Origin of the sequence: Spongiibacter sp. IMCC21906 (genome assembly GCF_001010805.1) — a bacterium.
Taxonomy (GTDB): Bacteria; Pseudomonadota; Gammaproteobacteria; order Pseudomonadales; family Spongiibacteraceae; genus Spongiibacter.
Genome location: NZ_CP011477.1, coordinates 1,637,247 through 1,649,651, shown reverse-complemented (window position 1 = coordinate 1,649,651; position 12,405 = coordinate 1,637,247). Strand labels below are relative to the sequence as shown.

Below are 12,405 nucleotides of genomic sequence, written 5' to 3'. Positions count from 1 at the left end.
CGCTACTGGTATAAATCCTTAAGCGCTTGTAAGCAGGCATCTGGATCGGCCTTCAGTTTTTCTTCACTGGGAACAATCCACGTGCCGCCCACACAAACAACATTATCCAGCGCCAGGTAATCTTGATAATCGCTGCTGGATATCCCCCCAGTTGGGCAAAATACGGCGTCAGCAAAGGGGCCGGCCAAGCCTTTTAATAATTTAATTCCCCCCACCGCCGAGGCAGGAAAAAGCTTAAACACACTATGCTCCTCTGCCATCGCCGTCATCACCTCAGTGGCCGTTGCCACCCCCGGAATATAAGTGGTGAGGGTTTTGCGAGCCATTGCCGACAGCTCGGCTGAAAACCCCGGGCTAATCACAAAATCGGTTTCATCCATCGCCCTCAGCATTTGTCGACGATTAACGACCGTACCGACGCCAATTAAGGCCGACGGCATCAGCTCCTTGAACAGCTTAATCATCTGCCATGCATCAGGGTGTCGCAACGTCACTTCTACTGCAGGCACCTTGGCCTCAGCAAAAAGCTCCGCACAAGCTCTCGCGTGATCCATCGATTGAAACGCGGCGACCGGCATCACCGGCGCTGCTTTTTTTAATACGGTAAGCGCATCGTTCATTAGCTACTCCGGAATGATTTCGTTATGGCTGGAACCCAGTATTCAGGCTTTCAGATACTGGCTATGAAATGCAATATGCTCGCCAATAAAACTGGCGATAAAAAAGTAGCTATGGTCGTAGCCAGGCTGAATTCGACTTTCTAGCGGGTAGGCATTGGCTTGTGCCGCCGCAACTAGCAATTCTGGTCGCAATTGCTCTTCCAGAAATTGATCAGCTCCACCTTGGTCAACCAGCATTGGCAGTTTTTCTTCCGCCTTGGCCATCAACAAGCTGGCATCGTATTTTTCCCAGTGTGTTTCATCATTACCCAGATAACCCGACAAGGCCTTTTTACCCCAAGGGCAGCGGGTTGGCGAACTTATTGGCGCAAAAGCAGAAACCGAACGGAATCGGCCCGGATTATTCAAAGCAATGGTCAGCGCCCCATGACCACCCATGCTGTGACCAAAAATAGCACTGCGGCTGCCATCAACCGGAAACTCAGACTCAATCAGAGCGGGTAATTCTTTCACGATGTAATCGTACATCTGGTAATGCTGGTGCCAAGGCGCTTGGGTGGCGTTAACATAAAAGCCCGCTCCCAAGCCAAAGTCATAGCTGCCCTCACCATCGTCGGGCACGCCATCGCCCCGGGGACTTGTATCCGGGGCCACAATGGCAACGCCATACTCTGCCGCAGCTTGCTGAGCCCCGGCCTTGGTCACAAAGTTTTCATCGGTGCAGGTCAAGCCCGACAACCAATAGAGCACTGGAACTTTTTGCTGACTATCGCCTCGTCTCTGGCCTTCATTAACTTGTGGGGGCAAATAAATTGAAAAAGTCATTGCACAAGCCAAGGTGGCCGAATGATGGCTATAACGCAATTGCTGCCCGCCAAAACTCCGATTACTGGCCAGCTGTTCCATGACGCACTCCTAGATCTTTTTGTGATAGCGATTATTGATTGGACGGTCACAGTGAGTTGCGTGACCGCTAAACGGTAACCAATATACCGTGCAAGGAAGGGAGATTAAAAATCAAAACCGATGCCGAGCAGGAAAACACCCGGAAAAAGACCATTTCTCAGCAGCGGAAAATCAGCTGTGTCGAATTGAATAGATCGCATTGGAACGTGCAATAATATCTTCGCCACGACGAATTTCAGTCCGGGTAAACAACATGCGGCCGGTGCGCTTTTGCAAGGTGACGTAACTCTCCAACCAATCGCCTAGCAGGCCAGGGCTCAAATAATCCACCGACAAATTAATGGTTGGGGTATGTGCCGTAATATTCTCTTGATGCTTGGCGGCCAGTACCTGCCAGTCAGCAAACGAGGCAATCGCCCCACCATGTAAATTACCCGCAACATTAAGATGCTGTTCTGACACCAAAAATCCTGTTACCAAGCGTCCGTCAATTTCCTTGGTATAAATATCACCAAAATGATTATCGAAGGGTGAGTCAACAATAAATTTTTCAAAACCGTCCGGTATATTTTTACTACTCATATAAAATATCCCTGTTGCTCACGCATATCGCGCAAAAAGAAATGGCCACTGGCGACGGTTACACCGCCCTTAGCCGTCGATATCGTTACCAAGCTCCGTGACAAAAAAATAATTACTGTGCAAACAGTTCTGCAAGACGTTCACCGGGGTCGGCTGCGCGCATAAATGCCTCCCCCACCAGAAAGCTATTTACCTGATGCTGGCGCATAGCTTCAACGTCGTCCCGGTTGTGAATACCGCTTTCAGTCACAACAATATGCGCTGCGCTAATTTGATCAAGCAAGTCGTAGGTCGTGCTCAGTGCCGTCTCAAAAGTATGCAAATTGCGGTTGTTTATCCCTACCAAGCGATTTCCCAACGGCAAGATCCGTTGAAGCTCTTCAGCGTTGTGCACCTCAATTAACACATCCATGCCCAACTCTATCGCCAACGCATTTAACGTCGCCATTTGGCTGTCATCCAAGCACGCCGCGATCAGCAGAATACAATCTGCTCCAATCGCCCTCGCCTCATAAACCTGATAGGGATCAACGATAAAGTCCTTGCGGATTACCGGTAGCTGGCAGGCTGCCCGGGCGGCCTGTAAATAGGCCTCGCTGCCCTGAAAGAAATCGGCGTCCGTCAACACCGATAAACACGCCGCACCACCGGCCTGATAGCTCTTCGCTATTTCAGCGGGGTGAAAGTCTTCTCGAATCACCCCTTTTGAAGGGGAGGCTTTTTTGATTTCGGCAATCACTGCTGACTGCCCCGCCTGGAGTTTGCTATCCATCGCCGTTACAAACCCCCTGGGCGCGTCTGCAATGGCCGCCTGCTCTTTGAGCTGAGCAATAGAGACCGCCGCACTGCGTTGGGCGACTTCTTGCCATTTGCGGTCGACAATTTTTTGTAAAATAGTGGGTGCTGTCATCAGTTTGCAAACCCCTGACTAAATACCGACAGTTCGGTCATTTTTTCCAATGCCCGGCCGCCGTAAATAGCATCTTCTGCCAGTGACACACCTTGTTGTAGCGTATTGGCCACTCCGGCAACATAAAGTGCCGCCCCCGAGTTTAACGCGATCATATCTGCCGCTTTACTCGCAGCTTCGCTGCTACGTTTACCAAAGGCATCCCGAATCAAGGCCAGCGAGGCAACGCTATCCGCCACATCCAGCCCGACCAAGGTTTGGCTTTTTAAGCCGAGGTCCTCGGGCCGCAGTGTATATTCCGTGATGTCACCGGCTTTCAGTTCTACCACCTGCGTCTCGGCCGCCAAACTTATTTCGTCGAGGCCATCTTTAGAATGCACCACCATCACATGCTCAGCACCAAGGCGTTTAAGCACCTCCGCCAAGGGACGACACAGCTCGGCGCTAAATACCCCCAATAACAACCGCTGGGCACCAGCGGGATTCGTCAGAGGACCAAGAATATTGAATATAGTGCGCTGACCAATGTCCTTACGCGGGCCAATGGCATGTTTCATCGCAGTGTGGTGATTAACCGCAAACATAAAACCCACCCCCACCTCTTTAATACAACGGGCGACTTGCTCAGGGCTTAAATTAAGATTGATACCCGCGGATTCCAGCAAATCGGCACTGCCGCTTTTAGACGACACGGACCGATTACCGTGCTTGGCAACATGGCCTCCCGCTGCAGCCACCACAAAACTACTGGCCGAGGAGACATTAAATAGATTGGCGCCATCACCACCCGTACCGACGATATCCACCACGTGCTTTAAATCACCCAGTTCTACCGGGGTTGCCAGCTCGCGCATGACTTTTGCGGCGCCTTCAATCTCATCAATGCTTTCGCTCTTCATACGCAGCGCCACTAAAAAAGCGCCAATTTGAGCGTCGCTGCACTGGCCGGTCATGATATCGCCCATCACTGAGGCCATTTCTTCAGTGCTTAAGCTCAGTTGCTGTATCACCCGACCCAAGGCCGTTTTAATATCCATGCTCTCACTCATCTCAGCGCTCCAAAAAATTCTTTAGCAACTCATGCCCCTGCTCAGACAGAATCGATTCGGGATGAAACTGCACCCCTTCTACATTCAATGTTTTATGCCGCAGCCCCATGATCTCATCGACCTCCCCCGCCGCATTTTGTGTCCAGGCGGTCAATTCAAGACAATCTGGCAAACTGGCTTTATCCACCACCAAAGAATGGTAGCGAGTCGCCGTAAACGGCATATTCAAACCAGTAAACACCCCTTGGCCGCGATGATAAATGGCTGACGTCTTGCCATGCATCACTTGCTTAGCCCGAACCACTCGGCCCCCAAAGGCTTGACCAATACACTGATGCCCTAAGCAAACCCCCAGCACCGGCACCTTAGCCGCAAAAGCGCTAATCGCAGCTATCGACACACCGGCTTGATCGGGCGTACGGGGCCCAGGGGACACCACAATATGTGTCGGTGCCAATGTGCGAATCTCTTCTACATTGATCTGGTCGCTGTGCCGCACCACCACCTCCGCGCCAAGCTCAGTGAGATACTGCACCACGTTGTAGGTAAAAGAATCGTAGTTATCTATCATCAACAGCATTGCTGTTGTCTCACTCTTGATTCCGCAACAGGGACATCCCGTGGTGGTAGTACTTTAAATAAAATTCTTGCTCATTCGGCTTACTGGCCACGCCAATAAGCCGAAGCGCATTGTACGCAAGGGCAAAGGTTTAAAACATCCCGGCTATTCGCCCTACCCCTCGCGCTGACACCTTGAAGACTCACCAACAGTTCAACAAACATCACAATAATATCAGTTGACCCCAAGACAATTTGTGATAGTGTACTAGTACATGAATACAACAAGCAAGAATAACACGCAGCAATATCAGCAAGAGCTTTTGCAACACCTGCTGACTGCCAACAATGCCGAGACGCTGGAGCAATTACTCAGCAGCCTGCTCACGCCCGCTGAAATGGCAGAAATCAGCAAGCGCCTGCAGATTTTTAAATTGCTAGAACAAGGGCTCCCCCAACGTCAGATTGCCGAGCAACTAGGCGTCGGTATTGCCACAGTGACTCGAGGTTCTCGGGCCATGAAACAAAACACAGAACAACACTCACCCGAATAAAGTAGAGATTGTATGAGCCAAATTCCACCGCGCTTGCAGCTACCCCGCAAGCCGCATTACATCACCATTACCGCCGGCTGCGATTTTTTTGGCCTGTTTAAAAAAATCGAGCGCCGCTATGAAAACTGCTTTTATTTGGAGTCACTGGGTGAAGACAGTCATATGGCCCGTCATTCCATTATCGGTTTTGATCCCGAACAGTTGCTGTACGCCAATGGCAATACTCTGACGATTGAAGAGCGGGACGGCAGCAAAACAGACTATTCCAGCGACAATCCCTATAAGCTGCTCCGGGACATCGTGCCCCAGAATATTCTGTCCAGGAAATATGCCGGAGGCTTAACCGGATATTTAGGCTACGACGCCATGAACTACTTTGAGCCCAGCCTAAATATTCAAGCCAGCGAGATGTTCGATGCCTTTCGCTTTGGCCTGTTTAAAGACGGTTTGATTCTGGACAAAATGACCGGCGAGCTCATTTATTTCTACTATAACAACAGTCGCATCGATGAGATTGAAACTCTGCTCACCACAGAGGACACCGTTAACGGGCCGTTACAGGTGAGTGCGGATGGCGAAACCATGAGTCGGGACGATCATCGTGCCGCCGTTTTGAAAGTGAAACAGGATATTATTGACGGCAAAATTTTTCAGACCGAAGTGGGCTTTAAAAAACGCTTCCGCCTGAAAGGCGACACCATCAATATCTATGAACAAATGCGAGAGCTCAATCCCTCGCCACAAATGTACTACGTTAAATTTGCTGAACAGCGATTAATCGGTGCCAGCCCAGAACTGCTGTTCCGCTTGCGTCAGGGCGAGATGGAAACCTTCCCCTTGGCGGGCACAACTCGGCGCGGCATCGATGAAAAAGAAGACACCGCACTGGCCCGCACCCTGTTAAACGACCCCAAAGAAATTGCCGAGCACAATATGATTGTCGATTTACACCGCAATGATATTGGTCGGGTCGCCCAGTTTGGCACCGTAAAAGTACGCAACCTGATGGACATTAAACGATTCAGTCATGTGCAGCATATTTCCAGCGAGATTGTCGGCATCATGGCCGAAGGCGAAGATATGTTTTCTGCGCTAGCCAGCAATTTCCCGGCGGGCACCCTGACTGGCGCCCCCAAAATTGAAGCAATGAAAGTGATCAATGAGCTCGAAGGTGACGGTCGCGGCCCTTACGGTGGCGCGGTAGGTCACTTCTCTTTTAATGGCGATTGTACCTTTGCCATTCCCATCCGCACCGTGTTTGCCAACGGCGAACAGGCTTATGTGCAAACCTGTGGCGGCAACGTCTACGACTCCAACCCCGACGATGAATGGGAAGAAATTCGCCGTAAGTTTGCCGGCACCAAAAAAGTCTTGGATATGTTTATGACCGAGGACAAGCCAGAAGGAAATGCATCGTGAACGTATTAATTATCGACAACTATGATTCCTTCACCTACAACCTTTATCAATATATTGGCGAGATTTTAAATACCGAAAAAAATCTGGGCCAAGTAGATGATTTTAACATTGTGGTAAAACGCAACGACGAGATCAGCCTGGAACAAATCAAAGCCATGGCACCGGACCGGATTATCATTTCGCCAGGCCCCGGTTCGCCAGACGACGAACACTATTTTGGTGTATGTGCCGAGGTCATTTTAACCCTAGGTAAAACCACGCCGCTACTAGGCGTATGTTTAGGTATGCAGGGTATTGTTCACGTTTTTGGTGGCAAGGTGGTTAAAGCACCACTGCCCATGCACGGTAAAATCAGCCCTATTACGCACACCAGCCAAGGTATGTTTACTAACATCCCCGACCAGCTCGAAGTGATGCGCTATCACTCACTTATGGCCGAGGCTGAATCCTTTCCAGATTGCTTGGAACTCACCGCACTGGTGGGTGATTTCCCCACAGGCAGCTTTAATGATATCGCCCGTATTCAGCAAGGCGGCGACTTTGAAGTGATGGGGATACAACACCGGGAATACCCGATTCATGGCATTCAGTTCCACCCAGAATCCTTTGCTACCGAAGGCGGCAAAGAGCTGATTAGAAACTTTTTGTTCTCGTCTGCGGCCTAAACAAAGCCATGTTATATTCCATCGGCTACGCCACCAAAGATCTGGATATCTTTCTACAACAACTGAGCGCGCACAATATCAGCGCTATCGCTGATGTGCGCTCCGTACCCTACAACAAAGTGTTTCACGACTACCATCGAGAAAACCTAATTCAGAGTTTAAAAACCCAAGGCATTCATTATGTCTATTTAGGAGAAGAGCTTGGTCCTCGCTCAAAAGACGACAACCACTATAACAATCGTGGTCAGATCCAATTTGAACGACTGCAAAAATCCGCACTCTTCGAGCAAGGTATAAACAGAATTCTTACCGGACTCGGCAAGAGCTTGAATATTGCCATGCTCTGCGCAGAAAAAGATCCCGCCATTTGCCACCGCAGCCTGTTAATTGGTGAATACCTTTTAGACCAACATCAGCTGGATATTCAGCACATTTGTCATGACGGCAATATAAAAACCCATACAGCCTTGCAACAACGTTTAATGACTGAAAATGAAATTACCCCTGATATGCTAACGCCAGAATGTGAGTGCTTGAAAATGGCATGGCAAGCGCAAAGTTCACGCTTTGCCTATCGGCGACCAGCTTAAACCACAGCAATCCTCTAAAAACTCTCCTTTAAAACCCGTACCCACCGCTAAACTTCCAAAAATTGTCTATAGTGCAGGTATAAAAACGAAAAACTTTTAAAAACGAGACATTCACAGCTTGATCATCGTTATAAATTGAACTAGAAATAAAGGGTCTTAATAACAATAGTAAAGGGATATCACTATGACTCGTTCTACATCCGACGCGCTGCTTTTACCCTCGTTAATTATCGTCGCCGCGCTTTCTGCCAGCTTTAGTTTTCATGCCAACGCCCAAAATTCGAGCACTTCACCACCAGTAGAAGAGGTGATCGTTACCGCTCAAAAACGTGACCAACGGCTACAAGATGTACCTATTTCAGAAACGGTGCTTAGTGAAGACGCACTACGCAATGCCAAAATAGATAGCGGTACTGAAATTGCTCGCCAAACCCCAAACCTGCGCGTCTCGGTACTCGGTAATGAATCCCAACCTAAATTTTCGATGCGGGGGATTTCCACCGCTGAGTTTAACCTCAATGCCATTTCACCTACCGGGGTGTTCTACGACGAGGTGTATATAGGCGCGTCTTATTTAGGCGGTGCGCAAATATTTGATATTGAGCGTATCGAGGTATTGCGCGGTCCCCAAGGGACACTTTTTGGAAAAAACACCACCGCAGGGGCCATCAATTTTATTTCTAAAGCCCCCCAATTTGAGCGGGAGGGCTATCTTACCTTGGGTTCAGGCACCTACGACTACAGAGAGATAAAAGGGGTGGCTGAGCTACCCTTAATTGACGACAAGTTAAGTGCGCGACTGGCCTTTAGCAGTGCCTCATCTGATGGTTATATCGAAAATGTGAATCCCCAACAGCCCGACGTATCGGATATTGACCGACAGGCAGGTCGTTTAAGTCTTGGCTACAAAGATGAGGCCATGGACGTGACCTTAAGAATTTTCAAAAACAAAAGTGACCCTCAGGCTATTGGTGCCATCAACACCGGCACAGGCCCCGGCGGCACCAACGGCGCGGGCACCAATCCACGCACCAACCCTTACACGGGGCAGCCTTTAGATAATGACCAGGTTGCCACCGATCGCGGCGGCAAAATTCGTGTCCGTGGCGACGGTGGTTACTTGACCATAAACCGTGATTTGGGGGCCGTTACCCTCACCTCGATTACCTCATACCTGGACGGCAGCTTTCTAAACGAGGTTGATGCCGATGGCACTTTCCAAAATGTATTACATATTGACTTTATCGCTGAGAATCGTGAGATCAGCCAGGATTTACGCCTCTCGTCCAACGATGGCCAGGCCTTCAACTGGATCGCCGGGCTGTATTATTTTAAAGATGATGTTGACGTCAATACGGTATATCGAATTTTTGAACCCTTTCCCGGTGGCGTTGTACTCGACCAAAACTATACCCAACACAGAACATCTTACGCGGCCTACGCCGATGGTAGCTACGACCTGAACGAGGATTACACTATTTATGCCGGGCTGCGTTACACCGATGACGAGGGTCGCATAGAAGACTTTCAAGTCAACCCGACCATTCCTCCCCAGAACGAAGTCAGCTATGACGACGCCGAACCCACCGGACGCCTCGGCATTCAAAAACGGCTACAAAATCACGACGTCATGTTTTATGCCCAATACGCTTACGGTTACCGTAGCAGCGCCATCAATGGTGGCGCCTTAACGTCGGCCAATGAACTTACCGTCGCCGATCCAGAAAAACTCAATGCCTACGAGTTGGGGGCAAAATCCCAATGGCTGGACAGAAAAGTCACCTTGAACGGCTCCCTGTTCTACTACGACTTCTCAGACCAGCAATTTTTGAATGTTGCCGGTATTGGTCAACAGCAACTGGTCAATGCTGGGGAATCGTCAGTAATGGGGCTGGAACTAGAAACTATCTATCGTCCCACCGCGAATTTACAAATCAGTGCCGGGCTGGGTTTACTGGATAGTGAATATGAAGACTTGAATTTAAATGGCGAGGATCTTTCTGGCAACGAGCTGATTGAGGCCCCCGAGCACACCTTTAATATTGCCGTAGACTACAGTCGTCATCTTGGCGAGTTGGGGTCATTACGTTTTCATGCCGATGCAACCAATATCGCCGAACAGCATTTTTCTGCGACGAATGCGCCAGAGTATGAAATTGATGATTTTTGGGATCTCGGTGCCCGCATATCGTTTTTGAGCCAATCCGAAACGTTTGAGGTCGCGTTTTACGGAAAAAACTTAACGGAAAACGACACCCCGACCGGCTTGCAAATCGACCCAAGCTCCATGACCCGATTTACCACAGTGCCCTACCCTCGCCGATTTGGTATTGAGCTGACAGTGTGGTTCTAAAAAAAGGGGGACACTGACCTGGGCCTCGATCTTTCGATTGATCGGGGCCTTGGTCTTTCAGGGCAGCAACAACTGGGAGAAATGATCGACAACTAAATCGGGCTTGGCATTTACCACCGGCTCACCGTGGTTATAGCCATAGCTTACACAGGCTACCGGTATGGAAGCCGCTCTGGCGGCTTTTACATCATTGACAGAGTCGCCCACCATTAAGGCATTTTCAGGCGCAACGCCTAAGCGCTCGCAGGCCAACAACAGTGGCGCAGGATCGGGCTTACGCTGGGGTAGCGTATCGCCCCCTACTAGCACTGGCAGATAATGATCCAACTTCAAACCCGCCAAAATCGTCGCGCTAAACCGTTCCGGCTTATTAGTTACACAAGCCATTGCGATGCCCTGTTGCTGCCAGTATTCCAAGCTGTCTAAGACACCGGGATAAAGACAAGTACGCTCGCACGTTGCCGCAGCATAAAAGTCAAAGAAACTCGCGAGCAGTTCATCAACTTGACCGGCAGTAACCCGGTCTTCTTCAATTTCAAGCGCAAACGCCAATGCCCGTTGCACCAGCTTACGGGCACCGTTACCGACCCACTCGCGAATTCGTTTTTCACCAGCAGGTACATAGAGATGCTTTTCCAAACTCGCATCCACAGCCGCCGCCAAATCTGGCACGCTGTCGATCAACGTACCATCCAAATCGAATAACAGGGCTTTTAATTCACGCCCGGCCATCAAGTTGGCAAGCCGTGTCATACCCGAGCTAACTCATTGCGCATGTTTTCGATCACCGTTGCATAATCATCGCTATTAAAAATAGCTGAACCGGCCACAAAGGTATCTGCACCAGCGGCGGCGATATCCGCGATATTCTTAGCGGAGATGCCGCCGTCGACTTCAATGCGAATATCCCGTCCGGAGGCATCGATCAAAGCTCGCACTTCCCGCACTTTGTCCAACGTCGAGGGGATAAAACTCTGGCCGCCAAAACCGGGGTTAACCGACATTAACAAGACCATATCCAATTTATCCATCACGTATTTGAGCACATCAGGACTCACGGCAGGGTTCAACACCAGGCCAGCCTTACAGCCCGCATCGCGGATCATCTGCAGTGAGCGGTCAACATGAATAGAGGCATCGGGATGAAAAGTAATAATGCTGGCCCCCGCCTCGGCAAAGTCGCCAATCAGCCGATCCACGGGTTGCACCATCAAATGCACATCAATCGGTGCTTTCACGCCGTGCTTGCGCAAGGCCTTGCAGACCATAGGACCAATGGTAAGGTTTGGCACGTAGTGATTATCCATCACATCGAAATGCACAATGTCGGCACCAGCCTCCAGCACATTATCGACTTCTTCGCCCAACTTAGCGAAGTCAGCAGACAGTATTGAGGGGGCAATCCAGTAATCAGCCATGATGTATCCTGCAAAATGCGATTGATGAGGGCCGCTATTTTACGGCATCGCCGCAAGTGATTCAGCCCCAAGTGTAAAGAAGCTCGAGTGAAATCGGCGCTAGCGCCTTCTTAAAGCTTATTGTTTTTTAAAAACTGATCCAGTGCGGCCAAGCGTTCGGGCGTGCCAATATCCCACCAATGCCCCTGATAAACCTCACCGCTGAGTTGACTCGCTGCCATCGCCTCTAACATCAATGGTTTAAGGGCACGGGAACCTTGAGCTAAGCCCTGAAAACAACGGGGATGCCACACACTGACTCCGGCAAAGGTATAGCGCGGCCCAGTGGCCGACTCATTCACCAAACCCGCGTCGTCAAGATTAAAATCCCCTGCGGGGTGGTGAGGCGGATTATCGATCAAAACTAAGTGCGCACCTTGGGTCGGGTGGTTTTTTAAGCTCGCAAAATCAAAATCCGTCCACACATCACCATTGACCAACAAAAAAGGCTGGTCGGCTAGCTTGTCCAATGCCTTTACCACCCCACCAGCAGTTTCAAGAGGCTCGTGTTCTTCAGACAAGTGTATTGTTAAGCCATAGCGCTGACCGCTGCCCAGATACTCCACAAGCTGCTCGGCCAGCCAAGAACAATTGATGACCACCTCACTAAAGCCTGCGGCAGCCAGCTTTTCAAGATGAAAATCAATCAACGGCTTGCCCGCAGCTCTCAGCAAGGGTTTGGGGCAATTATTGGTGAGAGGACGCATGCGGGTGCCAAGCCCCGCCGCTAAAATCATCGCCT

General features: G+C 50.0%; 14 protein-coding genes. 5 read left to right on the top strand and 9 right to left on the bottom strand.

Annotation, left to right across the window (positions count from 1 at the left end):
* Window positions 1-2: 2 nt before the first annotated feature.
* The 6 genes from eda to IMCC21906_RS07515 form a co-directional block, all read right to left on the bottom strand.
* Window positions 3-620 carry a bifunctional 4-hydroxy-2-oxoglutarate aldolase/2-dehydro-3-deoxy-phosphogluconate aldolase gene (eda, locus tag IMCC21906_RS07540; RefSeq protein ID WP_047011658.1) on the bottom strand — a complete coding sequence of 206 codons (618 nt, stop codon included), beginning with the start codon at window positions 618-620 and terminating at the stop codon, window positions 3-5.
* Between the two features lie 42 nt (window positions 621-662).
* Window positions 663-1,526 (bottom strand): S-formylglutathione hydrolase, encoded by an 864-nt coding sequence (gene fghA / locus IMCC21906_RS07535; protein WP_047011657.1) that lies wholly within the window; start codon window positions 1,524-1,526, stop codon window positions 663-665.
* A 171-nt stretch (window positions 1,527-1,697) separates the two neighbouring features.
* Window positions 1,698-2,108 carry a PaaI family thioesterase gene (locus IMCC21906_RS07530; RefSeq protein WP_047011656.1) on the bottom strand — a complete coding sequence of 137 codons (411 nt, stop codon included), beginning with the start codon at window positions 2,106-2,108 and terminating at the stop codon, window positions 1,698-1,700.
* Window positions 2,109-2,220: 112 nt separating this feature from the next.
* Window positions 2,221-3,018 (bottom strand): indole-3-glycerol phosphate synthase TrpC, encoded by a 798-nt coding sequence (trpC, locus tag IMCC21906_RS07525; protein WP_047011655.1) that lies wholly within the window; start codon window positions 3,016-3,018, stop codon window positions 2,221-2,223.
* The gene (gene trpD / locus IMCC21906_RS07520) at window positions 3,018-4,055 is read right to left on the bottom strand and encodes an anthranilate phosphoribosyltransferase (protein WP_047013235.1); all 1,038 of its coding nucleotides are present in this window, start codon (window positions 4,053-4,055) and stop codon (window positions 3,018-3,020) included. Before trpD ends, trpC begins: the two co-directional genes overlap by 1 nt.
* 13 nt (window positions 4,056-4,068) lie before the next feature.
* On the bottom strand, window positions 4,069-4,647 hold the full coding sequence (locus tag IMCC21906_RS07515; RefSeq protein ID WP_047011654.1) for an aminodeoxychorismate/anthranilate synthase component II: 579 nt from the start codon (window positions 4,645-4,647) through the stop codon (window positions 4,069-4,071).
* Window positions 4,648-4,900: 253 nt separating this feature from the next.
* On the opposite strand from IMCC21906_RS07515, the gene IMCC21906_RS07510 reads away from it, so the two are divergent.
* The 5 genes from IMCC21906_RS07510 (at window position 4,901) to IMCC21906_RS07490 (ending at window position 10,206) form a co-directional block, all read left to right on the top strand.
* Complete coding sequence (locus tag IMCC21906_RS07510) at window positions 4,901-5,179, top strand: Trp family transcriptional regulator (protein ID WP_047011653.1); 279 nt, start codon at window positions 4,901-4,903, stop codon at window positions 5,177-5,179.
* A 12-nt stretch (window positions 5,180-5,191) separates the two neighbouring features.
* Window positions 5,192-6,598: an anthranilate synthase component I family protein gene (locus tag IMCC21906_RS07505; protein WP_047011652.1), complete on the top strand. Its 1,407-nt coding sequence runs from the start codon at window positions 5,192-5,194 to the stop codon at window positions 6,596-6,598.
* Window positions 6,595-7,263, top strand: coding sequence for an aminodeoxychorismate/anthranilate synthase component II (locus IMCC21906_RS07500; protein ID WP_047011651.1), 669 nt, complete (start codon window positions 6,595-6,597; stop codon window positions 7,261-7,263). Before IMCC21906_RS07505 ends, IMCC21906_RS07500 begins: the two co-directional genes overlap by 4 nt.
* 8 nt (window positions 7,264-7,271) lie before the next feature.
* Complete coding sequence (locus IMCC21906_RS07495; RefSeq protein WP_047011650.1) at window positions 7,272-7,853, top strand: DUF488 family protein; 582 nt, start codon at window positions 7,272-7,274, stop codon at window positions 7,851-7,853.
* A 184-nt stretch (window positions 7,854-8,037) separates the two neighbouring features.
* Window positions 8,038-10,206, top strand: coding sequence for a TonB-dependent receptor (locus tag IMCC21906_RS07490; RefSeq protein WP_047011649.1), 2,169 nt, complete (start codon window positions 8,038-8,040; stop codon window positions 10,204-10,206).
* A 57-nt stretch (window positions 10,207-10,263) separates the two neighbouring features.
* Here IMCC21906_RS07490 and IMCC21906_RS07485 read toward each other — a convergent pair whose 3' ends face one another.
* From IMCC21906_RS07485 to murU, 3 genes are all read right to left on the bottom strand, one after another.
* Window positions 10,264-10,959, bottom strand: a complete 696-nt coding sequence (locus IMCC21906_RS07485) for a phosphoglycolate phosphatase (RefSeq protein WP_047011648.1) — start codon at window positions 10,957-10,959, stop codon at window positions 10,264-10,266.
* The gene (rpe, locus tag IMCC21906_RS07480; RefSeq protein WP_047011647.1) at window positions 10,956-11,624 is read right to left on the bottom strand and encodes a ribulose-phosphate 3-epimerase; all 669 of its coding nucleotides are present in this window, start codon (window positions 11,622-11,624) and stop codon (window positions 10,956-10,958) included. The genes IMCC21906_RS07485 and rpe overlap by 4 nt, the downstream gene beginning before the upstream one ends.
* A 110-nt stretch (window positions 11,625-11,734) precedes the next feature.
* Window positions 11,735-12,400 carry an N-acetylmuramate alpha-1-phosphate uridylyltransferase MurU gene (murU, locus tag IMCC21906_RS07475; protein ID WP_369795838.1) on the bottom strand — a complete coding sequence of 222 codons (666 nt, stop codon included), beginning with the start codon at window positions 12,398-12,400 and terminating at the stop codon, window positions 11,735-11,737.
* Between the last annotated feature and the right edge of the window lie 5 nt (window positions 12,401-12,405).